The 23,188-nt window shown below is 23.6% G+C and carries 37 protein-coding genes, 7 tRNA genes and 5 pseudogenes; 20 read left to right on the forward strand and 29 right to left on the reverse strand.

Going from position 1 to position 23,188, the window contains the following annotated elements; all coding sequences use genetic code 4:
- Positions 1–65 precede the first annotated feature (65 nt).
- The 3 genes and pseudogenes from ACQH26_RS05710 to ACQH26_RS05720 form a co-directional block, all read left to right on the forward strand.
- Positions 66–509: pseudogene (locus ACQH26_RS05710) on the forward strand (transposase); the annotation flags it as partial.
- A 17-nt stretch (positions 510–526) separates the two neighbouring features.
- On the forward strand, positions 527–811 hold the full coding sequence (locus ACQH26_RS05715) for a transposase (RefSeq protein ID WP_425383092.1): 285 nt from the start codon (positions 527–529) through the stop codon (positions 809–811).
- The gene (locus ACQH26_RS05720; protein WP_425381898.1) at positions 774–905 is read left to right on the forward strand and encodes a hypothetical protein; all 132 of its coding nucleotides are present in this window, start codon (positions 774–776) and stop codon (positions 903–905) included. Before ACQH26_RS05715 ends, ACQH26_RS05720 begins: the two co-directional genes overlap by 38 nt.
- Positions 906–998: 93 nt before the next feature.
- Here the strand turns inward: ACQH26_RS05720 and ACQH26_RS05725 are convergent, their stop codons facing one another.
- Complete coding sequence (locus ACQH26_RS05725) at positions 999–2,150, reverse strand: hypothetical protein (RefSeq protein WP_425381911.1); 1,152 nt, start codon at positions 2,148–2,150, stop codon at positions 999–1,001.
- A 443-nt stretch (positions 2,151–2,593) separates the two neighbouring features.
- Here ACQH26_RS05725 and ACQH26_RS05730 point away from each other — a divergent pair.
- Positions 2,594–3,468, forward strand: a pseudogene (locus ACQH26_RS05730) (IS256 family transposase); the annotation flags it as partial.
- A 21-nt stretch (positions 3,469–3,489) separates the two neighbouring features.
- Here the strand turns inward: ACQH26_RS05730 and ACQH26_RS05735 are convergent.
- The 3 genes and pseudogenes from ACQH26_RS05735 to ACQH26_RS05745 all read right to left on the reverse strand — a co-directional run.
- Positions 3,490–3,942: pseudogene (locus ACQH26_RS05735) on the reverse strand (transposase); the annotation flags it as partial.
- Positions 3,943–3,945: 3 nt separating this feature from the next.
- Positions 3,946–4,434, reverse strand: coding sequence for an IS630 family transposase (locus ACQH26_RS05740; protein ID WP_425381912.1), 489 nt, complete (start codon positions 4,432–4,434; stop codon positions 3,946–3,948).
- A gap of 40 nt (positions 4,435–4,474) precedes the next feature.
- Positions 4,475–4,834 carry a helix-turn-helix domain-containing protein gene (locus ACQH26_RS05745; protein WP_425381863.1) on the reverse strand — a complete coding sequence of 120 codons (360 nt, stop codon included), beginning with the start codon at positions 4,832–4,834 and terminating at the stop codon, positions 4,475–4,477.
- Between the two features lie 121 nt (positions 4,835–4,955).
- Between ACQH26_RS05745 and ACQH26_RS05750 the strand changes: the two genes are divergently transcribed.
- A complete protein-coding gene (locus ACQH26_RS05750; protein WP_425383093.1) occupies positions 4,956–5,423 on the forward strand; it encodes an IS630 family transposase in 468 nt (155 codons plus the stop codon).
- Positions 5,424–5,577: 154 nt separating this feature from the next.
- Entirely contained in the window at positions 5,578–6,072 is a 495-nt protein-coding gene (locus ACQH26_RS05755; RefSeq protein ID WP_425381872.1) for a transposase family protein, read from the forward strand.
- Between the two features lie 99 nt (positions 6,073–6,171).
- On the opposite strand, the gene ACQH26_RS05760 is transcribed toward ACQH26_RS05755, so the two are convergent.
- From ACQH26_RS05760 to ACQH26_RS05775, 4 genes are read right to left on the reverse strand one after another with little or no spacing between them, the layout of a single operon-like run.
- Positions 6,172–6,522, reverse strand: a complete 351-nt coding sequence (locus ACQH26_RS05760) for a hypothetical protein (protein WP_425381913.1) — start codon at positions 6,520–6,522, stop codon at positions 6,172–6,174.
- 2 nt (positions 6,523–6,524) lie between these two features.
- Positions 6,525–7,007: a hypothetical protein gene (locus ACQH26_RS05765; protein ID WP_425381914.1), complete on the reverse strand. Its 483-nt coding sequence runs from the start codon at positions 7,005–7,007 to the stop codon at positions 6,525–6,527.
- An 8-nt stretch (positions 7,008–7,015) separates the two neighbouring features.
- Entirely contained in the window at positions 7,016–7,927 is a 912-nt protein-coding gene (locus tag ACQH26_RS05770) for a hypothetical protein (protein ID WP_425381915.1), read from the reverse strand.
- Positions 7,927–8,247: a hypothetical protein gene (locus tag ACQH26_RS05775; protein WP_425381916.1), complete on the reverse strand. Its 321-nt coding sequence runs from the start codon at positions 8,245–8,247 to the stop codon at positions 7,927–7,929. Before ACQH26_RS05775 ends, ACQH26_RS05770 begins: the two co-directional genes overlap by 1 nt.
- 216 nt (positions 8,248–8,463) lie before the next feature.
- Between ACQH26_RS05775 and ACQH26_RS05780 the strand changes: the two genes are divergently transcribed.
- A complete protein-coding gene (locus ACQH26_RS05780) occupies positions 8,464–8,823 on the forward strand; it encodes a helix-turn-helix domain-containing protein (RefSeq protein WP_425381863.1) in 360 nt (119 codons plus the stop codon).
- 40 nt (positions 8,824–8,863) lie between these two features.
- On the forward strand, positions 8,864–9,352 hold the full coding sequence (locus ACQH26_RS05785) for an IS630 family transposase (RefSeq protein ID WP_425381917.1): 489 nt from the start codon (positions 8,864–8,866) through the stop codon (positions 9,350–9,352).
- Here ACQH26_RS05785 and ACQH26_RS05790 read toward each other — a convergent pair.
- Genes ACQH26_RS05790 through ACQH26_RS05805 form a run of 4 tightly spaced genes read right to left on the reverse strand, consistent with a single transcriptional unit; the run spans position 9,349 to position 11,020 of the window.
- Positions 9,349–9,720, reverse strand: a complete 372-nt coding sequence (locus ACQH26_RS05790) for a hypothetical protein (protein ID WP_425381918.1) — start codon at positions 9,718–9,720, stop codon at positions 9,349–9,351. The genes ACQH26_RS05785 and ACQH26_RS05790 overlap by 4 nt on opposite strands.
- Positions 9,689–9,976, reverse strand: a complete 288-nt coding sequence (locus tag ACQH26_RS05795; RefSeq protein WP_425381919.1) for a hypothetical protein — start codon at positions 9,974–9,976, stop codon at positions 9,689–9,691. The genes ACQH26_RS05790 and ACQH26_RS05795 overlap by 32 nt, the downstream gene beginning before the upstream one ends.
- 2 nt (positions 9,977–9,978) lie before the next feature.
- The gene (locus ACQH26_RS05800; protein WP_425381920.1) at positions 9,979–10,461 is read right to left on the reverse strand and encodes a hypothetical protein; all 483 of its coding nucleotides are present in this window, start codon (positions 10,459–10,461) and stop codon (positions 9,979–9,981) included.
- A 49-nt stretch (positions 10,462–10,510) separates the two neighbouring features.
- Positions 10,511–11,020, reverse strand: coding sequence for an IS3 family transposase (locus ACQH26_RS05805; RefSeq protein ID WP_425381921.1), 510 nt, complete (start codon positions 11,018–11,020; stop codon positions 10,511–10,513).
- 117 nt (positions 11,021–11,137) lie between these two features.
- Here ACQH26_RS05805 and ACQH26_RS05810 point away from each other — a divergent pair, with 117 nt between their 5' ends.
- Both ACQH26_RS05810 and ACQH26_RS05815 read left to right on the forward strand, forming a co-directional pair.
- Positions 11,138–11,485: a transposase family protein gene (locus ACQH26_RS05810; protein WP_425381897.1), complete on the forward strand. Its 348-nt coding sequence runs from the start codon at positions 11,138–11,140 to the stop codon at positions 11,483–11,485.
- Positions 11,486–11,489: 4 nt separating this feature from the next.
- Positions 11,490–11,618: a hypothetical protein gene (locus ACQH26_RS05815; protein ID WP_425381922.1), complete on the forward strand. Its 129-nt coding sequence runs from the start codon at positions 11,490–11,492 to the stop codon at positions 11,616–11,618.
- On the opposite strand, the gene ACQH26_RS05820 is transcribed toward ACQH26_RS05815, so the two are convergent.
- Together ACQH26_RS05820 and ACQH26_RS05825 are read right to left on the reverse strand one after the other, a co-directional pair.
- Positions 11,611–12,099, reverse strand: coding sequence for an IS630 family transposase (locus ACQH26_RS05820; protein WP_425381884.1), 489 nt, complete (start codon positions 12,097–12,099; stop codon positions 11,611–11,613). The genes ACQH26_RS05815 and ACQH26_RS05820 overlap by 8 nt on opposite strands.
- A gap of 40 nt (positions 12,100–12,139) precedes the next feature.
- Complete coding sequence (locus ACQH26_RS05825) at positions 12,140–12,499, reverse strand: helix-turn-helix domain-containing protein (RefSeq protein ID WP_425381863.1); 360 nt, start codon at positions 12,497–12,499, stop codon at positions 12,140–12,142.
- A 171-nt stretch (positions 12,500–12,670) separates the two neighbouring features.
- Between ACQH26_RS05825 and ACQH26_RS05830 the strand changes: the two genes are divergently transcribed.
- Both ACQH26_RS05830 and ACQH26_RS05835 read left to right on the forward strand, forming a co-directional pair.
- Positions 12,671–12,994 (forward strand): transposase, encoded by a 324-nt coding sequence (locus ACQH26_RS05830; protein WP_425383049.1) that lies wholly within the window; start codon positions 12,671–12,673, stop codon positions 12,992–12,994.
- Positions 12,957–13,376 carry a transposase family protein gene (locus ACQH26_RS05835; protein WP_425381923.1) on the forward strand — a complete coding sequence of 140 codons (420 nt, stop codon included), beginning with the start codon at positions 12,957–12,959 and terminating at the stop codon, positions 13,374–13,376. The genes ACQH26_RS05830 and ACQH26_RS05835 overlap by 38 nt, the downstream gene beginning before the upstream one ends.
- Here the strand turns inward: ACQH26_RS05835 and ACQH26_RS05840 are convergent.
- Entirely contained in the window at positions 13,337–13,636 is a 300-nt protein-coding gene (locus ACQH26_RS05840; RefSeq protein WP_425381924.1) for an IS3 family transposase, read from the reverse strand. The two genes, ACQH26_RS05835 and ACQH26_RS05840, sit on opposite strands and share 40 nt — an antisense overlap.
- Before the next feature lie 41 nt (positions 13,637–13,677).
- Positions 13,678–13,956, reverse strand: coding sequence for a transposase (locus ACQH26_RS05845; protein ID WP_425381925.1), 279 nt, complete (start codon positions 13,954–13,956; stop codon positions 13,678–13,680).
- A 112-nt stretch (positions 13,957–14,068) separates the two neighbouring features.
- Between ACQH26_RS05845 and ACQH26_RS05850 the strand changes: the two are divergent.
- Positions 14,069–14,473 (forward strand): annotated as a pseudogene (locus ACQH26_RS05850) (transposase); the annotation flags it as partial.
- Positions 14,474–14,538: 65 nt separating this feature from the next.
- On the opposite strand, the gene ACQH26_RS05855 reads toward ACQH26_RS05850, so the two are convergent.
- On the reverse strand, positions 14,539–14,898 hold the full coding sequence (locus tag ACQH26_RS05855; RefSeq protein WP_425381926.1) for an IS630 transposase-related protein: 360 nt from the start codon (positions 14,896–14,898) through the stop codon (positions 14,539–14,541).
- A 337-nt stretch (positions 14,899–15,235) separates the two neighbouring features.
- Between ACQH26_RS05855 and ACQH26_RS05860 the strand changes: the two genes are divergently transcribed.
- Entirely contained in the window at positions 15,236–15,547 is a 312-nt protein-coding gene (locus tag ACQH26_RS05860; protein ID WP_425381927.1) for a hypothetical protein, read from the forward strand.
- A 73-nt stretch (positions 15,548–15,620) separates the two neighbouring features.
- On the opposite strand, the gene ACQH26_RS05865 is transcribed toward ACQH26_RS05860, so the two are convergent.
- From ACQH26_RS05865 to ACQH26_RS05895, 7 genes are all read right to left on the reverse strand, one after another.
- Positions 15,621–15,702: transfer RNA gene (locus ACQH26_RS05865), tRNA-Leu, on the reverse strand.
- Positions 15,703–15,767: 65 nt separating this feature from the next.
- Positions 15,768–15,855 (reverse strand) — tRNA-Leu (locus tag ACQH26_RS05870).
- Positions 15,856–15,861: 6 nt separating this feature from the next.
- Positions 15,862–15,936, reverse strand: a tRNA-Lys gene (locus ACQH26_RS05875).
- A 16-nt stretch (positions 15,937–15,952) separates the two neighbouring features.
- Positions 15,953–16,027, reverse strand: a tRNA-Gln gene (locus tag ACQH26_RS05880).
- A gap of 10 nt (positions 16,028–16,037) precedes the next feature.
- Positions 16,038–16,122, reverse strand: a tRNA-Tyr gene (locus tag ACQH26_RS05885).
- A gap of 11 nt (positions 16,123–16,133) precedes the next feature.
- Positions 16,134–16,210, reverse strand: a tRNA-Thr gene (locus ACQH26_RS05890).
- A 7-nt stretch (positions 16,211–16,217) separates the two neighbouring features.
- Positions 16,218–16,293: transfer RNA gene (locus tag ACQH26_RS05895), tRNA-Val, on the reverse strand.
- A gap of 382 nt (positions 16,294–16,675) precedes the next feature.
- Here ACQH26_RS05895 and ACQH26_RS05900 point away from each other — a divergent pair.
- The 6 genes from ACQH26_RS05900 (at position 16,676) to ACQH26_RS05925 (ending at position 19,414) form a co-directional block, all read left to right on the forward strand.
- Positions 16,676–17,035 (forward strand): helix-turn-helix domain-containing protein, encoded by a 360-nt coding sequence (locus ACQH26_RS05900; protein ID WP_425381928.1) that lies wholly within the window; start codon positions 16,676–16,678, stop codon positions 17,033–17,035.
- Positions 17,036–17,075: 40 nt separating this feature from the next.
- Positions 17,076–17,564 (forward strand): IS630 family transposase, encoded by a 489-nt coding sequence (locus ACQH26_RS05905; RefSeq protein WP_425381929.1) that lies wholly within the window; start codon positions 17,076–17,078, stop codon positions 17,562–17,564.
- A 27-nt stretch (positions 17,565–17,591) separates the two neighbouring features.
- Entirely contained in the window at positions 17,592–18,020 is a 429-nt protein-coding gene (locus ACQH26_RS05910) for a hypothetical protein (RefSeq protein WP_425381930.1), read from the forward strand.
- 118 nt (positions 18,021–18,138) lie between these two features.
- Positions 18,139–18,456 (forward strand): hypothetical protein, encoded by a 318-nt coding sequence (locus tag ACQH26_RS05915; protein WP_425381931.1) that lies wholly within the window; start codon positions 18,139–18,141, stop codon positions 18,454–18,456.
- A gap of 9 nt (positions 18,457–18,465) precedes the next feature.
- Complete coding sequence (locus ACQH26_RS05920; RefSeq protein WP_338962067.1) at positions 18,466–19,092, forward strand: isochorismatase family cysteine hydrolase; 627 nt, start codon at positions 18,466–18,468, stop codon at positions 19,090–19,092.
- Positions 19,093–19,285: 193 nt separating this feature from the next.
- Positions 19,286–19,414: a hypothetical protein gene (locus ACQH26_RS05925; RefSeq protein WP_425381932.1), complete on the forward strand. Its 129-nt coding sequence runs from the start codon at positions 19,286–19,288 to the stop codon at positions 19,412–19,414.
- Positions 19,415–19,809: 395 nt separating this feature from the next.
- Here the strand turns inward: ACQH26_RS05925 and ACQH26_RS05930 are convergent, their stop codons facing one another.
- From ACQH26_RS05930 to ACQH26_RS05950, 5 genes and pseudogenes are all read right to left on the reverse strand, one after another.
- Positions 19,810–20,298, reverse strand: a complete 489-nt coding sequence (locus ACQH26_RS05930) for an IS630 family transposase (RefSeq protein WP_425381862.1) — start codon at positions 20,296–20,298, stop codon at positions 19,810–19,812.
- A gap of 40 nt (positions 20,299–20,338) precedes the next feature.
- On the reverse strand, positions 20,339–20,698 hold the full coding sequence (locus ACQH26_RS05935) for a helix-turn-helix domain-containing protein (protein WP_425381863.1): 360 nt from the start codon (positions 20,696–20,698) through the stop codon (positions 20,339–20,341).
- Between the two features lie 197 nt (positions 20,699–20,895).
- Complete coding sequence (locus ACQH26_RS05940; protein WP_425381933.1) at positions 20,896–22,206, reverse strand: glucose-6-phosphate isomerase; 1,311 nt, start codon at positions 22,204–22,206, stop codon at positions 20,896–20,898.
- Between the two features lie 170 nt (positions 22,207–22,376).
- Positions 22,377–22,754 (reverse strand): S1 RNA-binding domain-containing protein, encoded by a 378-nt coding sequence (locus ACQH26_RS05945; RefSeq protein ID WP_252318945.1) that lies wholly within the window; start codon positions 22,752–22,754, stop codon positions 22,377–22,379.
- A 136-nt stretch (positions 22,755–22,890) separates the two neighbouring features.
- Positions 22,891–23,088 (reverse strand): annotated as a pseudogene (locus ACQH26_RS05950) (IS3 family transposase); the annotation flags it as partial.
- Positions 23,089–23,188: the final 100 nt, after the last annotated feature.

Consider the following 23,188-nt stretch of genomic DNA (forward strand, 5'->3'; position numbering starts at 1 on the left):
CTGTTTAAATTACATATTATTATTTTACATTATTTATGAGTAAACATTACTTTAGTTATCTATAAGTTAATGGTAAATGAAACTATATTTGCTTATTAATTGACCTATTTAACCGCGAAATTATTGGACATAGTGTAGGTACTAGAAAAGATGCCTTATTAGTACATCAAGCATTTATGCAATCAAATCGCTGTTTAAAAGATATTCAAATATTTCATAGTGATTGTGGTAATGAATTTAATAATAAAATTATTGATAAACTTTTACTAGCATTCAATATTACTCGCTCTTTAAGCAAAAAAGGTTGTCCTTATGACAATGCTGTTGCTGAAGCAACTTTTAAAACTTTCAAAACTGAATTTATTAATGATAAAAATTTTAGATCATTAATCCAATTAAAATTAGAATTATTTGATTACATCAATTGATACAACAACATAAGAATCCACAGCACTTTAAACTACTTAACTCCAGTTAATTATCAAAAACAAATGTCTACCAAAAAATAGTCCTAAAAAGTGTTGCCATTCCATATGTTAAAAATAAACTAATTCCAGTATTAAAGCGTGGACAAATTATAGTTTTAGATAATGCAACGTTTCATAAATCTAAATTAACACAACAATTAATTGAAAATGCTGGATGCAAACTATTATTTCTTCCGCCATATTCTCCTAATTTAAATCCAATTGAACATTTTTGATTTGCTATAAAACATAATATAAGAAAAATATTACCAAATTATTGACCAAATATTAAAAAAGCGATTGATTTTGTTTTTCAAGATATGAGTAAATATTACTTTAGTTAGCTATATAAGAAAAATATTACCAAATTATTGACCAAATATTAAAAAAGCGATTGATTTTGTTTTTCAAGATATGAGTAAACATTACTTTAGTTAGCTATATATTGTAAGTATTAATAAAAAGATGATTACCAAAAATAATCATCTTTTTATTAATTAAGAAGAAATTTTAAAAATTGCAGAAATTAATTTAAGAATTTTTTCAAATTTCTCAAGTATCATCATAATGATGATGAATTGGATCATATGGATCTTCCATAACTGTTGTGTTATATCCTCTTTTAGTTCTGATATCAATAGATCTAAAATTTGGATTATAAAAGATAAAATCTTTTAAATGAGAGTGATATATATTATTTGTTCAAAACGGATCATTTTGAATAAAAGAATGAGATCAATCTGTATAATCTTGATTAGTAATAGAACCACCTGCACCAGTATGATCAACTGGTGTTAATTGTTTTAAATACGGACTTATAACATTATCTGCAAAATTATCACTATTATTTTTATTATAATAATTTAATAAAAAATTAATCCCTTGTTCATCTATGCATGTAGTAATATAATCTGCTGCTAAAAATCTATAATCGACTTCAAAAGAATTTACTTTAGAAATATACTTATCTTGGCTACCTACTTCAAAGATTGTTGGAGCAGGTAATATTGATATTCCAAGATATACTCCATTACCATTATCATATAAAGGAACATTATCCATATATCAGCTAGCAGTGAATGTAAACAAACACGCATCAACTAATGTAATCAGTGGACCTCCAACACCACTAGCTAATAATATAGAGTTAACTGCAAGCACAAATCCTGCTTGTCCATATGCTAAATATTGTTGAACCTTTTTAACAGTATCTGATGACATATATCAGTAAAAATAATCACCAAACCCTCATCAAGGAAAGTATACGCCATCATAATTCATAGGAAATGATAATCCTAAGTTATTTTTTTGATAATTATTATTTTTACTTAAAAACTGCTCATATTGATTATTTGTTGTTAATAAATTTTCTTTATTACTAAAAACCTTCAATAATTCATTTTTATAATTATATTTTTTTCCATTAACAGTTCAGTTAATATCATTTTTACATCTTTTATTTATATTTTTTATTGTACTGTTAATGGCATTATTTAAACTTTTTTCATTGACAAGATTTAAACTATCATATCTTGTCATAGCTTGAGTATTGTTTTGTTGTGTAGTTGTTAAGATAGTTTTAGAATTGGAAGTATTATTTGTAAATAATTTAGTATTAACTAAATTTACACCACTAGTTCCAACTAAAACGCTTGCCGTAAGCAATGATAATATTTTTTTCATTTTAATACACCTTCTTTATGTACACCATAAATTGAAAAGGAAATTTTAGATTGATAAAAATAACTTTTATGAGCATATAGATATTAATCCAAAATTAGGAAATAATTTCTTATCTATTATAATTATAACACTTTTAATAATTGAATGAAGTATTTTTTGATTATGTAAAATAGTTATTAACTTGCTTTTAAATGAAAAAAGCATATAATAAAAACAACTTCATAAATAAAAACAATAAAAAATGCAGTTAGCGATACGCTAATATCCTAACTGCTGACAGGTTCACCAATGGAATAGCTCAACCTGCATTTAAATTATATATTTTATTATAATAATTTGCAAACGACTGGGTAATGTTTAGTAATCTGTGTAACTTACAAAAATAACTATGTTTAATTAATTCTAGTAAATATAATTAAATGACTAGAAAGAGTGAGTTACAGATGGCTAAAAAACAAAGTATTAATAATAATGATCCAATATCAAAAGCAGTAGATTTATTACTAGAAAATACTGAAGATTTAACAACAGTATTTAAAGAAGGAGGATTATATAAAGAATTAACAAAAAGATTAGTAGAAAAGATGTTAAATTCTGAAATGCAAAATTATTTAGGGTATGAAAAAAATCAACATAGTAATAGTGAAAATGCTCGTAATGGTATAAGTTCAAAAAAATTAATAACTCAACAAGGTAAAATTGAAATTAATGTACCAAGAGATCGTAATAGTGATTTTACTCCTGTAATAGTTGCAAAAAGACAGAGAAGATTTGATGGCTTTGATCAACAAGTTCTTTCACTATATGCCAAAGGAATGACTTTATCAGATATTAGAATGCAGTTGCAAGAGTTATATCATGGTGCAGATATTAGTGAAAGTGTTATTAGTCAAATTACTGATGATGTGATAGATGATGTCAAGGCGTGGCAAAATCGACCATTAGAAAGTATTTATTCTATTGTTTATTTTTTGATTGTATAGTAGTTAAAGTACGGCAAGATAAACGCATTATTAACAAATCAGTTTATATAGCATTAGGAGTGGATTTAGAAGGCAAAAAAGATGTTTTAGGTTTATGAATTAGTGAAAATGAAGGTTCTAAATTTTGACTAGCTAATTTTACAGAAATGAAAAATCGAGGCTTAAATGATATTTTGATTACTTGTAGTGATAATTTAACAGGCATGTCAGAAGCAATACAAGCAGTTTATCCTAAAACTGAACATCAATTATGCATAGTTCATCAAATTAGAAATAGTTTAAAATATGTTTCATACAAACATCGAAAAACCTTAGTTGCAGATTTAAAACCAATGGAATGGCAACACTTTTTAGGACTATTTTTTGGTAGACATTTGTTTTTGATAATTAACTGGAGTTAAGTAGTTTAAAGTGCTGTGGATTCTTATGTTGTTGTATCAATTGATGTAATCAAATAATTCTAATTTTAATTGGATTAATGATCTAAAATTTTTATCATTAATAAATTCAGTTTTGAAAGTTTTAAAAGTTGCTTCAGCAACAGCATTGTCATAAGGACAACCTTTTTTGCTTAAAGAGCGAGTAATATTGAATGCTAGTAAAAGTTTATCAATAATTTTATTATTAAATTCATTACCACAATCACTATGAAATATTTGAATATCTTTTAAACAGCGATTTGATTGCATAAATGCTTGATGTACTAATAAGGCATCTTTTCTAGTACCTACACTATGTCCAATAATTTCGCGGTTAAATAGGTCAATTAATAAGCAAATATAGTTTCATTTACCATTAACTTGAACATATAGCTAACTAAAGTAATGTTTACTCATATCTTGAAAAACAAAATCAATCGCTTTTTTAATATTTGGTCAATAATTTGGTAATATTTTTCTTATATTATGTTTTATAGCAAATCAAAAATGTTCAATTGGATTTAAATTAGGAGAATATGGCGGAAGAAATAATAGTTTGCATCCAGCATTTTCAATTAATTGTTGTGTTAATTTAGATTTATGAAACGTTGCATTATCTAAAACTATAATTTGTCCACGCTTTAATACTGGAATTAGTTTATTTTTAACATATGATTCAAAAATTTTACTATTGCAATGTCCTTCAAATGCTCATAAGGCTTTTAATTTACCTTTATTTAGTGAACCAATTATACTCATTCTCTTTATTTTATATGCGGGTTTATTATCAAATAATCTTTTACCTTTTTCAGATCAACCATATTTATAAAATTCATTATCATCAATTCCAGATTCATCAATATATACTAAATTTTCATTCATTATTTTAGCTATTTCTTTTAAAAAATCTTCTTGTTTATTTTTATCTCTTTGTTCATATAGAAAAGTTTTTTTTATATGTATAATTTAGTTTTTTAAAATAGTTATAAACTGTTTCTTTAGTCATATTTCCAAATTTATCAATTACTTTTTGAACTGTAACATCTTTATTTTCTGCTAAATAATTTTTTAATTCATCTAAATCCTTTATTTTGTGGCTATGTCCTTTTTGATAATTCAAAATTGGTTTTATATGCCCAGTTTCTTTTTTTCTTTTTCTTCATAAAAATAAAGTCTTTCTAGTGATATTGAACACTTTACAAATTTCTTTAATTTTCATATTTTTACTTTCATAAGCTTCTATTACTTTTCTTCGTAAGTCTTCACTGTATGGTTTTGGCATAATTTAATCTTCCTAATCTATTTTAATTATTGCTGAATTGTACTTTTAAATTCAAAAACTGTTTAAATTACATATTATTATTTTACATTATTTATGAGTAAACATTACTTTAGTTAGCTATATTGATGAATCTGGAATTGATGATAATGAATTTTATAAATATGGTTGATCTGAAAAAGGTAAAATATTATTTGATAATAAACCCGCATATAAAATAAAGAGAATGAGTATAATTGGTTCACTAAATAAAGGTAAATTAAAAGCCTTATGAGCATTTGAAGGACATTGCAATAGTAAAATTTTTGAATCATATGTTAAAAATAAACTAATTCCAGTATTAAAGCGTGGACAAATTATAGTTTTAGATAATGCAACGTTTCATAAATCTAAATTAACACAACAATTAATTGAAAATGCTGGATGCAAACTATTATTTCTTCCGCCATATTCTCCTAATTTAAATCCAATTGAACATTTTTGATTTGCTATAAAACATAATATAAGAAAAATATTACCAAATTATTGACCAAATATTAAAAAAGCGATTGATTTTGTTTTTCAAGATATGAGTAAACATTACTTTAGTTAGCTATATCATAGTATTGGTGCTGAGTATGATATGGTTGATACTACTGCTTTACGAAATATTCGTTCAATTGAAGACATTTTAATAAATAATAATAAGTTTAATAATTTAACAAATAAAAATATTTTTTTAAAAAGAAGAATTCAAAAATAAAATTTTGATAATTGATGTAACAGAAGTAGAAACAGAACGACCAAAATATAATCAAAAAGATTGATTTTCTGGCAAAAAATGAATGCATACTGTTAAGTTTCAAACCATAATTAATGCACATACTAATGAAATTTTAAATATTTTTCCTGATACTGGTAAAAATCATGATTTTAAAACTTTTAAAAATTCAAAGTTAGAATTTTTGTCAGAAACTGTAATTCTTGCAGATAAAGGTTATCAAGGTTTACAAAAAATTCATAGTAATACATTTTTACCCATTAAAACTAGTAAAAATAATCCTAAAACAAGTAAAATTAAAATTTTTAATAAGATTATTAATAAAACTCGCAGAAAAATTGAACATGTTTTTGCATTTTTAAAATGTTTTAAAATTATTGGTTATAAATTTAGAAAAGGTAGAAAACGAATATTTTTAAGATTTAATTTAATTGCAGGATTTTATAATTTATCATTAAAACTTAAAAACGTTATGCAGTAAGTCTAATTTTTAAATTCTTCAATTGTAATAAACATTAATGGGTCTTTAATAGCCATAATAATTTACTCCTTAATGTAAAATAAAGGGTATTTAAACCCTTTAAATTTCAACTTTAGTTGCTTTTTTCTTATCTTTTTCTGATAATTCTTTACGTTTTGCTCTTTTACTAATAATAGTATTTTTAAATACTTCATCTTTTTCATTATCATTATTAAAACTATCAAGTAATTTTGCAACTGATGTAGTTTCTAATTGTAATTGTGAATTTATTTGTTTAATATTTTCAATAATAAATTGAATTTCTTTATCTCTTTTTAATTCTTTTGAAATTTTATTTTGTTTTGATTTTTTAATAAATTTAGATAAGAAAAGTAAAACAATAGTAACTATAATTCCAGTAGTTATTGCTCCACTTAATACTGCTGTTATTAATTCTTTTGATAAATTCATGTTTATTCCACCTTTTCTATTTTTTTTATTTTTCTTATTTCTTTTTCTATTTTTGGTAAATATCAAATAATAATTAATATTATTATTGGTATTATTTTAATTATTAAATTTAATATAAATTTAATTCTTGGGGGTGCTTTATTTGGTATATGATGTAATCCAAATCCACCAATACTAGGTATAATCGTTAATCAAATAGCATTACCTCAATTATATTTTCAATCTACATTTTCCATACCTAATTTAGTAAATTCTAAATATTTAGGTAATATTATTGTTTGTGGTAATGTACTTCATAAAGTAATAATTAAAGATATTAATATAAATGATAATAAATTAATTGAATCTAATTGTTTTTTTCTTAATTTTTGAATATCATTTAATAAACTAAAATCATATATTTTTCTATCTTTAATATAATCTCTTCTACCACGAGTAAAAGGAATTAAATAACTAGTTTTTCACTCTGGTTTTTGAATTTCCATTCAATCACCTACTTTCATGTTTTATAAAAATTAGAATTTCTTTTAATTTTTATATATTTTCTTGTATGTAAAGAATTTTTTAATAATTGTTTTCTTTCATATCTTCATTGATTACTTCCTATTTCATTTTTAGATAAAGTTTTATATTCTTTTAATTTAAAAAAACCTTTTTCTAATCTATTAATAAAATGCATAGTTTTTTGTACATTAATATTATTTGGATAAATTACACTTGTATCTTGTGAACCATAATATTTACCTTTTTTTGCTAATTCACTTTTAACATATTTTCTTAATTGACTTGGTAATCATTTTCTATTTCAAAATTTTCAAAATATAGTTCCAGCATCAGAACCATTTTTACCTTTTGCTTGTGTCATTAATATTCATATTTCTTGTGGAAATGTTGGATAAGTATATGGACCATATCATATTTGTCTTTTATCATTATCACTTTGAAATAATGTTGTTAATGTTCCAATTTTTAAATTTTTATTATCAACAATAAATCTTCCTTTTTTAAATCATGAACTTGATAATACTTCTCATGCATTATTTGGTATTTCTTCTTCATTTTCTTTAAATAAATTATCAAATTTATTTACATAATTTTTAACTGTTCTAATTTCTGTTGGCATAATAGATTTTTTAAAACTATTTATTGGATTTTTAAATTTATTAATTTCATTTTGTAATATAGATAATTCACTTGGTTTTAATATACTTGTTAATTTTTTAAGTATATTTGGATTAAAAACACTATATGGTTGATGTATTTCTTTTTCATTAATATTTTCACTATCAAATACTGCTTTTAATGATTGATTTTTATAATAAGTTTTTAAAGCATTTATTAATGCTAATTTAATATCATTACTTGCTAATGCATAATATATTCATTCAATAATTAAAGGTAACATTATAAACTCATGTGATTATAATCTCAATTTAATGAAGCATTATCATGATTTAATGGTACTTCGCTCATATTATCACTACCATATTGACTAATTGTTTCACTATTAATAGTAAATCTATTATCATTAATTAATCTTGCAGTTTCATTTGTAAATGAAGTTTCTTCCATTTCTTGATTATGATGTGTAGTTTCTAATGGTAGTAAATTATGAATTATTTCACTTGCACCAGCAATTATGGTAGGTACTGCATAAGCATTATTAAAATCATTATTAATACCCATAGCAACACCACTTGATATTAAACATCCACCAGTTGCCATATTACAAATCTTTCTTATTGTTTCAAATCTATTAGGTATTAACTCAGTTAAACCACTAATAAGATTTGAAATACCATAAGCATTTAAACTAATATATAGCTAACTAAAGTAATATTTACTCATAAATAATGTAAAATAATAATATGTAATTTAAACAGTTTTTGAATTTAAAAGTACAATTCAGCAATAATTAAAATAGATTAGGAAGATTAAATTATGCCAAAACCATACAGTGAAGACTTACGAAGAAAAGTAATAGAAGCTTATGAAAGTAAAAATATGAAAATTAAAGAAATTTGTAAAGTGTTCAATATCACTAGAAAGACTTTATTTTTATGAAGAAAAAGAAAAAAAGAAACTGGGCATATAAAACCAATTTTGAATTATCAAAAAGGACATAGCCACAAAATAAAGGATTTAGATGAATTAAAAAATTATTTAGCAGAAAATAAAGATGTTACAGTTCAAAAAGTAATTGATAAATTTGGAAATATGACTAAAGAAACAGTTTATAACTATTTTAAAAAACTAAATTATACATATAAAAAAAACTTTTCTATATGAACAAAGAGATAAAAATAAACAAGAAGATTTTTTAAAAGAAATAGCTAAAATAATGAATGAAGATTTAGTATATATTGATGAATCTGGAATTGATGATAATGAATTTTATAAATATGGTTGATCTGAAAAAGGTAAAAGATTATTTGATAATAAACCCGCATATAAAATAAAGAGAATGAGTATAATTGGTTCACTAAATAAAGGTAAATTAAAAACCTTATGAGCATTTGAAGGACATTGCAATAGTAAAATTTTTGAATCATATGTTAAAAATAAACTAATTCCAGTATTAAAGCGTGGACAAATTATAGTTTTAGATAATGCAACGTTTCATAAATCTAAATTAACACAACAATTAATTGAAAATGCTGGATGCAAACTATTATTTCTTCCGCCATATTCTCCTAATTTAAATCCAATTGAACATTTTTGATTTGCTATAAAACATAATATAAGAAAAATATTACCAAATTATTGACCAAATATTAAAAAAGCGATTGATTTTGTTTTTCAAGATATGAGTAAACATTACTTTAGTTAGCTATATGTATCTCAATCCATTAAATTATTAGTATTATTTTTCATTAATAATAAATCATCTGGAAATGGATTAGGATTTGGATTAATTGAATTAGTAGTAAATTTAGCATAATTTGCTAAACCTAGCATTATTTTTTTAGAACTATTAATTAATTTAGTTTTAGTATTTGGTCTTTGATTTAAATTTCAAATATCTAAACCTAATTTTTTACCAAATAATAAACTATTAATTGAACCTAATATTGGATTACTTATTACTTGACCATAATAAGCACTTGTACCAATCATTGCTGATAATGGACTAATTGAAGAACGAATTATCTTTAATAAAGTATAATTATTTGATTGTATAATGGTGTCATTTGGCATTTTCATTAACTCCTTTTAATAAATTAGTTTGTTTTTCTATTTTAATTATTACTTTACCTTCACAATGTATATTATCTCCAACACATATTGCATAACTATCATGTACATCACTTACTATAAAATAATCATTTCTTAATTTAGGATATTCATCTAATAAAATTGCTCTAATATCATTACTTGTAGTTAAATCTTCTGGTTTTCTAGAATAAATAGTAATATGTGCTTTTTCATCAAAATATTTATATATAAATTCCATAATTATTTTTTAGTAAATTCTAAATTTACTACTCCATAATAATCAGGACTATCTTTTGCACCATTAATTGTTGCACTTATTGATGTAATATTACTAAATTCTACTTTTTTACCTTTTTCATAACCAAGATTACCAGCATTGACTATTGCAGTTTCTAATTCATCATTAGTAGGTTTATCACCAGCCATAGTTATTTTTCCTAAATTTCTATAATAAATAACATCTTCTAAATTTAATTTATTAATATCATCATATAAAGTTGATTGATAAGTTGCATTTTCATTTTTTGGATTATTTAAAAAATCTTTTGCTCTTGCTTCTCTTATTTCTTCAACTGTAGGCATAGTTGGTCTAATTAAATACATTAAATTTGGTCTAATAGCACTTGGTAATGCAAATAAACATTTACCAATAATTTTAATATTATCTGTATCATTATCTAATTTTTGTCTTATTTTAGTAAATGAAATAGGCATACCTCACATATATCTATTAACTACAAAACCATGTGTGGAATGGCAACACTTTTTAGGACTATTTTTTGGTAGACATTTGTTTTTGATAATTAACTGGAGTTAAGTAGTTTAAAGTGCTGTGGATTCTTATGTTGTTGTATCAATTGATGTAATCAAATAATTCTAATTTTAATTGGATTAATGATCTAAAATTTTTATCATTAATAAATTCAGTTTTGAAAGTTTTAAAAATTGCTTCAGCAACAGCATTGTCATAAGGACAACCTTTTTTGCTTAAAGAGCGAGTAATATTGAATGCTAGTAAAAGTTTATCAATAATTTTATTATTAAATTCATTACCACAATCACTATGAAATATTTGAATATCTTTTAAACAGCGATTTGATTGCATAAATGCTTGATGTACTAATAAGGCATCTTTTCTAGTACCTACACTATGTCCAATAATTTCGCGGTTAAATAGGTAAATTAATAAGCAAATATAGTTTCATTTACCATTAACTTGAACATAAGTTAAATCACTGACAATAACTTCATTTTTAAGCCTATTATTAAAGTTTCTATTCACAAGATTAGTGATTTTTTCATCATTTACTTTGTTATTATAGACTTACTGCATAACTAGTTAACTTTTCATTTTTTTGTTATTATTAAAATAAAATTTGAATAGTTAAGGATAAATTTTATGACATATTTTGAATTAAAAGATAAACCGGATCAATATTTTCGTAAAATAGTTGGTATTAATAAACTAGTTTTTAATGAAATTTTAAATATTTTATTAGATCATCAAAATCTAAAAAATACCACTGGTGGAAGGCCATATAAAATGTCAATAGAAGATAGACTAGTAATGACTTTAAGATATTTATATGAAAATCGTACATATCATAGTATTGGTGCTGAGTATGATATGGTTGATACTACTGCTTTACGAAATATTCGTTCAATTGAAGACATTTTAATAAATAATAATAAGTTTAATAATTTAACAAATAAAAATATTTTTTTAAAAAGAAGAATTCAAAAATAAAATTTTGATAATTGATGTAACAGAAGTAGAAACAGAACGACCAAAATATAATCAAAAAGATTGATTTTCTGGCAAAAAATGAATGCATACTGTTAAGTTTCAAACCATAATTAATGCACATATAGCTAACTAAAGTAATGTTTACTCATATCTTGAAAAACAAAATCAATCGCTTTTTTAATATTTGGTCAATAATTTGGTAATATTTTTCTTATATTATGTTTTATAGCAAATCAAAAATGTTCAATTGGATTTAAATTAGGAGAATATGGCGGAAGAAATAATAGTTTGCATCCAGCATTTTCAATTAATTGTTGTGTTAATTTAGATTTATGAAACGTTGCATTATCTAAAACTATAATTTGTCCACGCTTTAATACTGGAATTAGTTTATTTTTAACATATGATTCAAAAATTTTACTATTGCAATGTCCTTCAAATGCTCATAAGGCTTTTAATTTACCTTTATTTAGTGAACCAATTATACTCATTCTCTTTATTTTATATGCGGGTTTATTATCAAATAATATTTTACCTTTTTCAGATCAACCATATTTATAAAATTCATTATCATCAATTCCAGATTCATCAATATATACTAAATCTTCATTCATTATTTTAGCTATTTCTTTTAAAAAATCTTCTTGTTTATTTTTATCTCTTTGTTCATATAGAAAAGTTTTTTTTATATGTATAATTTAGTTTTTTAAAATAGTTATAAACTGTTTCTTTAGTCATATTTCCAAATTTATCAATTACTTTTTGAACTGTAACATCTTTATTTTCTGCTAAATAATTTTTTAATTCATCTAAATCCTTTATTTTGTGGCTATGTCCTTTTTGATAATTCAAAATTGGTTTTATATGCCCAGTTTCTTTTTTTCTTTTTCTTCATAAAAATAAAGTCTTTCTAGTGATATTGAACACTTTACAAATTTCTTTAATTTTCATATTTTTACTTTCATAAGCTTCTATTACTTTTCTTCGTAAGTCTTCACTGTATGGTTTTGGCATAATTTAATCTTCCTAATCTATTTTAATTATTGCTGAATTGTACTTTTAAATTCAAAAACTGTTTAAATTACATATTATTATTTTACATTATTTATGAGTAAATATTACTTTAGTTAGCTATAAAATAAAGAGAATGAGTATAATTGGTTCACTAAAGGTAAATTAAAAGCCTTATGAGCATTTGAAGGACATTGCAATAGTAAAATTTTTGAATCATATGTTAAAAATAAACTAATTCCAGTATTAAAGCGTGGACAAATTATAGTTTTAGATAATGCAACGTTTCATAAATCTAAATTAACACAACAATTAATTGAAAATGCTGGATGCAAACTATTATTTCTTCCGCCATATTCTCCTAATTTAAATCCAATTGAACATTTTTGATTTGCTATAAAACATAATATAAGAAAAATATTACCAAATTATTGACCAAATATTAAAAAAGCGATTGATTTTGTTTTTCAAGATATGAGTAAACATTACTTTAGTTAGCTATACTAATGAAATTTTAAATATTTTTCCTGATACTGGTAAAAATCATGATTTTAAAACTTTTAAAAATTCAAAGTTAGAATTTTTGTCAGAAACTGTAATTCTTGCAGATAAAGGTTATCAAGGTTTACAAAAAATTCATAGTAATACATTTTTACCCATTAAAACTAGTAAAAATAATCCTAAAACAAGTAAAATTAAAATTTTTAATAAGATTATTAATAAAACTCGCAGAAAAATTGAACATGTTTTTGCATTTTTAAAATGTTTTAAAATTATTGGTTATAAATTTAGAAAAGCTAGAAAACGAATATTTTTAAGATTTAATTTAATTGCAGGATTTTATAATTTATCATTAAAACTTAAAAACGTTATGCAGTAAGTCTTATGATTTTTGAATGATAATTTAGTGTATTTTGATATTAAATTATGCTTATTCATAATTTCTTTAATTTTTCGTCTTGATAAATAAATTTCTTGGTTTTCTAATATTACTTTTAATCTTCTTGTTCCATAAACACATTTATTTTCTTTAAAAGCACTAATAATAGCTTCATCATAAATATTATTTTGAATTTTATTTTCTTTTTTCTTTAAATTAAAATAATATGTTGATTTAGAAATTTTTAAAAAATGACACATTGTGCGAATTTTATATTTAAACTTATTGTTTGTAATAATTTCTATTTTCTGCCTATTATTAGTGCTGCTTGCTTTAAAATATCATTTTCCATTCTTAATTGTTTTAATTCTTTTCTTAATTTAATTAATTCATTTTCTTCAACAGAACGATTATCTTTAGCTTTAAAACTACCTGAATTAGTAAATTGCTTAATTCAATTATAAGTAGCTGCTCTTGTAACATTATATTCTTTAGCAAGGTAAGATACTGATTTGCCGCTTTGATATAAAGCTACTATTTGTTTTTTAAATTCATCGGTATATGAATTAATATTGGCCATAATTATAGTTCCTTTCTTTCAACTAATTTGTTCACTTGTCCACGTAATTAGTGTCCAATAAAGTGTAACCCATCCAGAATTTTATAAATATGGTTGATCTGAAAAAGGTAAAAGATTATTTGATAATAAACCCGCATATAAAATAAAGAGAATGAGTATAATTGGTTCACTAAATAAAGGTAAATTAAAAGCCTTATGAGCATTTGAAGGACATTGCAATAGTAAAATTTTTGAATCATATGTTAAAAATAAACTAATTCCAGTATTAAAGCGTGGACAAATTATAGTTTTAGATAATGCAACGTTTCATAAATCTAAATTAACACAACAATTAATTGAAAATGCTGGATGCAAACTATTATTTCTTCCGCCATATTCTCCTAATTTAAATCCAATTGAACATTTTTGATTTGCTATAAAACATAATATAAGAAAAATATTACCAAATTATTGACCAAATATTAAAAAAGCTATTGATTTTGTTTTTCAAGATATGAGTAAACATTACTTTAGTTAGCTATATATACTAAATCTTCATTCATTATTTTAGCTATTTCTTTTAAAAAATCTTCTTGTTTATTTTTATCTCTTTGTTCATATAGAAAAGTTTTTTTTATATGTATAATTTAGTTTTTTAAAATAGTTATAAACTGTTTCTTTAGTCATATTTCCAAATTTATCAATTACTTTTTGAACTGTAACATCTTTATTTTCTGCTAAATAATTTTTTAATTCATCTAAATTCTTTATTTTGTGGCTATGTCCTTTTTGATAATTCAAAATTGGTTTTATATGCCCAGTTTCTTTTTTTCTTTTTCTTCATAAAAATAAAGTCTTTCTAGTGATATTGAACACTTTACAAATTTCTTTAATTTTCATATTTTTACTTTCATAAGCTTCTATTACTTTTCTTCGTAAGTCTTCACTGTATGGTTTTGGCATAATTTAATCTTCCTAATCTATTTTAATTATTGCTGAATTGTACTTTTAAATTCAAAAACTGTTTAAATTACATATTATTATTTTACATTATTTATGAGTAAATATTACTTTAGTTAGCTATATATGACAAAAAATAGGTAATACAGCAGCAAGTTTATTAGCACCAATAACTATTGCTAGTGCAATTACTGGTGTTAGTCTTTTTGCATATCATGAATTAAGTAATCCAAATAATAATGATGATGATCAACCATTTTATAAAAAAAGATCAATTGCTTTTTGAGAAACAATAGCTGGTCTTGCAACAGTTGGTACTGGTTTATTAATAAATACTGGAATGGAATTATATGAAAATTGATGTGCGGATGTTAATAATTTTGATGAGGAAGATACTTATGAAAATCTTTCTAGCAGTACATCTTCGCCATCATCATCAAGTTCTGAAGATAGTGATGATGATAATAATCCATTATTAAATAAATCTTTTAATCCAGAAAAAATTAATAATGGAGAGGAAACACAATCAGTCATGCCAACTTCTCATGTTATTGAAATACCTGATCCTAAACCACTTAATACAGCAGCATTAAATTCTGAAGAACGTTTGCCTGTTAAACAACCATCTTCAGAACGTCGATTATCAGTTTAATAATATTTAATGTTATAAAAATAGAAAGGTATTCTTAAAAGAATACCTTTCTATACTAATAATTTAATATTAGTGGTGCCCAGAGCGGGACTCGAACCCGCATGATTTCTCGGTAGATTTTGAGTCTACTGCGTCTGCCATTTCGCCATCTGGGCAAAATATAGTTTACTTACTTATAAAAAATGAGGAATACTTCCTCGTCATTAATAAATATATAAAATGGTGCCCAGAGCGAGACTCGAACTCGCACAACCTGTAAAAGTCATCGGATCTTAAGCCCGACGTGTCTGCCATTTCACCACCTGGGCATCAAATGGTGTCCCCGGCAAGGATCGAACTTGCGACACCTCGGTTAAAAGCCGAGTGCTCTACCGCTGAGCTACGAGGACAAATTAATAAAATATATGGCTGAGGTGGTTGGATTTGAACCAACGCATGACGGCGTCAAAGGCCGTTGCCTTACCGCTTGGCTACACCCCAATAAGTAATATGGTGGAGGGGGAGGGAGTCGAACCCCCGAACTCGAAGAGATCTGGTTTACAGCCAGGTGCAGTTGGCCACTTTGCTACCCCTCCATAAATAATAATGGTGCTGATGACAGGAATCGAACCTGCAACCTACGGTTTACAAAACCGTTGCTCTGCCGGATTGAGCCACATCAGCAGGTAAATGGTGGAGTATGACGGACTTGAACCGCCGACCTATTGCTTGTAAGGCAATTGCTCTCCCAGCTGAGCTAATACTCCTTATTTTTTGTTTTATTAGAATTATTTATTCTTAAAAAACCTTAATTATTATAATAGATATTTTTCACATTTACAATTATTTTTTAAAGATAATGTAAAATTATTTTATTTTTAATTATTTTTTAAAAGAAAACTTAAGAGAAAAAACCAAAAAAAATAATTTTATGTTAAATATTACTATTTTATACCTATTTTCAGTTTTTATATATTTTAAATATAATATTTTTTTTAGGTTTGCTACAATTTTTTTGAGCCATATTTATAGCTAACTAAAGTAATATTTACTCATAAATAATGTAAAATAATAATATGTAATTTAAACAGTTTTTGAATTTAAAAGTACAATTCAGCAATAATTAAAATAGATTAGGAAGATTAAATTATGCCAAAACCATACAGTGAAGACTTACGAAGAAAAGTAATAGAAGCTTATGAAAGTAAAAATATGAAAATTAAAGAAATTTGTAAAGTGTTCAATATCACTAGAAAGACTTTATTTTTATGAAAAAAAAGAAAAAAAGAAACTGGGCATATAAAACCAATTTTGAATTATCAAAAAGGACATAGCCACAAAATAAAGGATTTAGATGAATTAAAAAATTATTTAGCAGAAAATAAAGATGTTACAGTTCAAAAAGTAATTGATAAATTTGGAAATATGACTAAAGAAACAGTTTATAACTATTTTAAAAAACTAAATTATACATATAAAAAAAACTTTTCTATATGAACAAAGAGATAAAAATAAACAAGAAGATTTTTTAAAAGAAATAGCTAAAATAATGAATGAAGATTTAGTATATATTGATGAATCTGGAATTGATGATAATGAATTTTATAAATATGGTTGATCTGAAAAAGGTAAAAGATTATTTGATAATAAACCCGCATATAAAATAAAGAGAATGAGTATAATTGGTTCACTAAATAAAGGTAAATTAAAAGCCTTATGAGCATTTGAAGGACATTGCAATAGTAAAATTTTTGAATCATATGTTAAAAATAAACTAATTCCAGTATTAAAGCGTGGACAAATTATAGTTTTAGATAATGCAAAGTTTCATAAATCTAAATTAACACAACAATTAATTGAAAATGCTGGATGCAAACTATTATTTCTTCCGCCATATTCTCCTAATTTAAATCCAATTGAACATTTTTGATTTGCTATAAAACATAATATAAGAAAAATATTACCAAATTATTGACCAAATATTAAAAAAGCTATTGATTTTGTTTTTCAAGATATGAGTAAACATTACTTTAGTTAGCTATATATTAAAAGAAAGGGAAAATTTATGCAAAAAATTTGAAAAAAATTATCAAAGTTAGATAAAATTAGCATTTACGTATTTATAACTATGTTAATAGTAATGATTTTAGGATTAATTTTAATTGGAACAGTATCTTGAACAGTTAAACCTCTAGGAGCTAAAGTGGCTGAAAGTCATGATGGGTTTTGAATTTTAAGAAATTCTCATCCTTGAACTATTGGAGATTTTATTAAGGGTAGTATAACTAATTTTGGTGTTACTATGTCATTAACTGATTATTTTGATAAATTAAAAATTGCAGTTGCTGCATTAGGTGGAACCGCAACTTTAACAGGTACAGCAGCACAGTTACAAATAGGATTAATCTTAGCGGTTATTGCTACTCCAATCTTATTGTTTACAAGTATTATTATTTTTGGATACAGTTGTTATTTAAAAGTAGTAAAAAAATAAAAATAGCAATTTATTAATTTTAAAAAATTCTTATTTTTCACATTAAAGTAAGAATTTTTTTATTTATTTTATAGCAGTAATATAACAATGATATAATTAAAAAAAATAGGTGATAATAATGATAACTAAAAATTGATGAAAAAAATTACCTCTTGATGAAAAAATAATTACTATTTTATTTTTTTCTGGTTTTATATTTTTATTATTAGGGTTAATTATGTTATTAAGTATTAAAATAGAAAACATTTTTAATGGATTTAATTTTATTTATATAAATGGTGTAATTGATAGGTTAAACTATCAAAGTAGTCAAGGAATAACAGTAGATATTTTCTTTTTAAAAGTAGGAATTATTTTTACTATTTTCTTAATGCCAATTTGTTCTGGCTGTAGTATAATTTGATTTATTATTAAACGATTAATTTTTAAAAAATAGAGGTGAATAATGAAAAATAATGATTCATTTATTGAAATGATAAATAAAACTTTGGATAAAACAGTTAATTTAGATTTTAAAACTTTAAAAGGTCATAATATTATATTTATTGTTGATATGGTTAATGGCTTTGCTAAAAAAGGAAATTTATTTTCACCTAATATTAATTCAATTATTAAACCAATTAAAAATTTATTAGCAAAAGTAAATACTAATGAAACCAAAGTTATTGCTTTTAATGATGCTCATAATGAACATAGTCCCGAATTTCATACTTTTCCTAGTCATTGTTTGGAAAATACTATTGAATCAGAGTTAGTAGAAGAATTAAAATTTGACAATATTAAGATTATTAAAAAAAATAGTACTAATGGTTTTTTTGCTTTTGATTTTAAGCCAAATTTACAATGGGATAACATTATTATTGTTGGTTGTTGTACTGATATTTGTATTTATCAATTTGCTATTAGTTGTAAAACTTGATTTAATCAGCACAATAAAGAAGTAAATGTTATTGTTCCAATGACAATGACAAATACTTATGATCAACCAGAGCATCCAGCTCATATTTTAAATCAATATGCATGATATTCAATGCTTAAAAATGGCATTACTATTGTTAAGGATGTTATTTAATTAAAGTAGAGTTTTAAATAAAATAAATTTATATAAATAATAAATTTTATACATATTATTTAATAATTTTTATATTTAGAATAGAAATTATGATAAAATAATAAAATAATTTAATAAATGTTTATACCTAATATAGAAATTATTCTATATTAGGTTTTATTAAATTAAAATATTAGAAAAGGAAGATTAAAAGATGGCTAGTAAAGTAATCCAATCAGAAAGTGAGTATCAAGAACTTGAAAATCAACAATTAATAATAAATATTTTTGAAAAATTTGAATTTAATTTAAATTTTATAAATATGAGTTATGAAGATTTATAAATATTAAATATAAAATTATTAAATAATGAATTTAATGATGTTTATCAAGAGATTATTAAGAATAATGAAATAAATGAAAAATTATCTTTCATTTTTATTGAATGTATTAATCAAGGTTTTTCTGAAGAAAAAGCACAATATTCTATTCAAGAACAAATAACTAAGCATATAATAGAAAGTTTTTTAATTAAAGAACAAGAACAAAAAATGGTAAATGAAATAAATCAATTTGATTTTATAAATGCACCATCAACTAGTACTGGTATATATCATTTACCATCATTTAAAATACAACTTAACTTATAATTACATTTATTTAAATTATTATTTGCAAAAAAAATGTCATAATATAATATTGTAAATTAATAAGTGAAGAACAACTAAGTAAGTTATAGCTAACTAAAGTAATGTTTACTCATATCTTGAAAAACAAAATCAATCGCTTTTTTAATATTTGGTCAATAATTTGGTAATATTTTTCTTATATTATGTTTTATAGCAAATCAAAAATGTTCAATTGGATTTAAATTAGGAGAATATGGCGGAAGAAATAATAGTTTGCATCCAGCATTTTCAATTAATTGTTGTGTTAATTTAGATTTATGAAACGTTGCATTATCTAAAACTATAATTTGTCCACGCTTTAATACTGGAATTAGTTTATTTTTAACATATGATTCAAAAATTTTACTATTGCAATGTCCTTCAAATGCTCATAAGGCTTTTAATTTACCTTTATTTAGTGAACCAATTATACTCATTCTCTTTATTTTATATGCGGGTTTATTATCAAATAATCTTTTACCTTTTTCAGATCAACCATATTTATAAAATTCATTATCATCAATTCCAGATTCATCAATATATACTAAATCTTCATTCATTATTTTAGCTATTTCTTTTAAAAAATCTTCTTGTTTATTTTTATCTCTTTGTTCATATAGAAAAGTTTTTTTTATATGTATAATTTAGTTTTTTAAAATAGTTATAAACTGTTTCTTTAGTCATATTTCCAAATTTATCAATTACTTTTTGAACTGTAACATCTTTATTTTCTGCTAAATAATTTTTTAATTCATCTAAATCCTTTATTTTGTGGCTATGTCCTTTTTGATAATTCAAAATTGGTTTTATATGCCCAGTTTCTTTTTTTCTTTTTCTTCATAAAAATAAAGTCTTTCTAGTGATATTGAACACTTTACAAATTTCTTTAATTTTCATATTTTTACTTTCATAAGCTTCTATTACTTTTCTTCGTAAGTCTTCACTGTATGGTTTTGGCATAATTTAATCTTCCTAATCTATTTTAATTATTGCTGAATTGTACTTTTAAATTCAAAAACTGTTTAAATTACATATTATTATTTTACATTATTTATGAGTAAATATTACTTTAGTTAGCTATATATAAAAACCATTCTTTTCAGAATGGTTTTTATATAACTATATTTTAATGTTTTATTAAATTTATTATTAGGAAATTATTTTTTACCTAATAATGTAAACATTTTCTTTTTGTATACTTCAACACCAGGTTGGTTAAATGGGTCAACACCCAATAATTTTGCACTAACAGCACAAGCCTTCATAAAGAAATAACTAGCATAACCAAACATTTTGCTATCCATTGTATCCCATTCTAATAAAATATTTGGAGTTTTTCCTACTATTTCATCACTATGAGCTTCAATAGTTCCTTGTAAGGCAATATTATTAATTTCATGTAAAGAATGTTTTGTTAAATAGTTTAATTGATCATTGTTTTCTTTATCAAGTGGAATTTTGATATCTTCATTAGGTTTTTTGATTTTTATTACTGTTTCAAAAAACATTTTTGAACCTTCTTGAATAAATTGGCCCATTGAATGTAAATCAGTTGAAAAAACAACACTAGCTGGTAATAATCCTTTGCCATCCTTACCTTCTGATTCACCAAATAATTGTTTTCATCATTCACATAACATTTGCATTTGTAATTCATAGCTTACTAAAATTTCAACTGCTTTATTATTAGTTTTATGTAAATGATAGCGAGAAACTGCATATAAATAGGCATCATTAACATCAATTTTATCACTTTTACATTCTTTTGCTGCTAATTGTGCACCAGCAATAATTTCTTCACAGTTAATTCCTGCTACCATCATCGGAAAAATACCAACAGGAGTTAAAACAGAGTATCTACCACCGATATTATCGGGGATAACAAAGCTTTCATATCCTTCTTCTTTTGCCAAATCATGGAGTACTCCTCTTGTTTTATCAGTAGTAGTGATAATTCTGTTATTAACAATATTCTTATTTTTCTTTTGTTTAATTAATAGTTCTTTTAACAAACGAAAGGCAATTGCTGGTTCAGTAGTAGTTCCTGATTTAGAAATAACATTAATAGCAAATTCTTTATCTTTTAAATATGATAAAACTTGGTGAACATAAGTTGAACTCATAGTATTACCGATATAAATTACTTTAACAGGAGCCGTATTATTAAATAAACCTTGCACCATATCAATTCCTGCTCTAGCACCTAAGTATGATCCACCAATACCAATTACTACTAAAACTTGTATTTCTTTTTGTAGTTTCAATGCTAGAGTTTTCATTCGTTTTCAAGACTCTTGAAAAGTAATGTCTTTTTGGTATGCAAATGGAAAATTAATTCATCCTAATCAACCATCTTCATTTTTAGCATTACTTTCCAGTTCAGCGTTAATCGCTGTTACTTTTTCTTGATATAAAGTTGATAATTCTTTCATATCTAAATTAGTAAACTTTAAATTAGTTTTTATCACTATTCTATAACCTCCTTATAGTATTTAAAATTAAAATATTAATTCGTAATAATACTATTTAATATTTATAATAAAAATATAGTTGTAAAAATTTTAGATTGCAAGAAAAAAATAAAAAATATTGCCATTTAATAGCAATATTTTTTATTATTTGGAAGAAAAATAGTATTTTAATTATTTTCTTCTTTTTTAAATCAATTATCAACAGTTTCTCTTATTGGTGCAAATCCTTTACCATTTTCTTCAATTGAAGAATTATTCTTTGCAACTAATCCTTGTTCTTTTGTACTTAAACTTAATTGTTGTTTAGTATGATCAATACCTGTTATTTCTGCTTTAACTGATGTACCAATTGTAAAATAATCACTAACATTTTTAACAAATTTAGGGGTAATACGACTAATGTGAATTAAACCAGAAAATCCATTTGGACACTTACAAAAAACTCCAAATTCCTTTATTCCAGTTGGAGTTACGGTAATAATGTCACCAACTTGAAATTGTTGAACATTTGATTCATTTTCTTCATTTTTAATAATTGTACTCATAATAAGTTAATTCCTCTTTCTTTTGTATAATTTAATAATACATAAAAATATTATAACATTATATTTAATCTTGAAGTTAAAATTAATAATATTAATTTTATGAATTTCTAAACTGGAATGGCAACACTTTTTAGGACTATTTTTTGGTAGACATTTGTTTTTGATAATTAACTGGAGTTAAGTAGTTTAAAGTGCTGTGGATTCTTATGTTGTTGTATCAATTGATGTAATCAAATAATTCTAATTTTAATTGGATTAATGATCTAAAATTTTTATCATTAATAAATTCAGTTTTGAAAGTTTTAAAAGTTGCTTCAGCAACAGCATTGTCATAAGAACCTGTTTAGGATCTTTTTTGATTAATTTTTAATAAAATTTATATTATAATGGTTATTTTATAATAAAAAATAGATTTTTAGTCGATAAGTTTTCAA

This window comes from Spiroplasma endosymbiont of Melieria omissa, from assembly GCF_964031175.1.
GTDB classification, from domain to species: Bacteria; Bacillota_I; Bacilli_A; order Mycoplasmatales; family VBWQ01; genus Spiroplasma_E; species Spiroplasma_E ixodetis_A.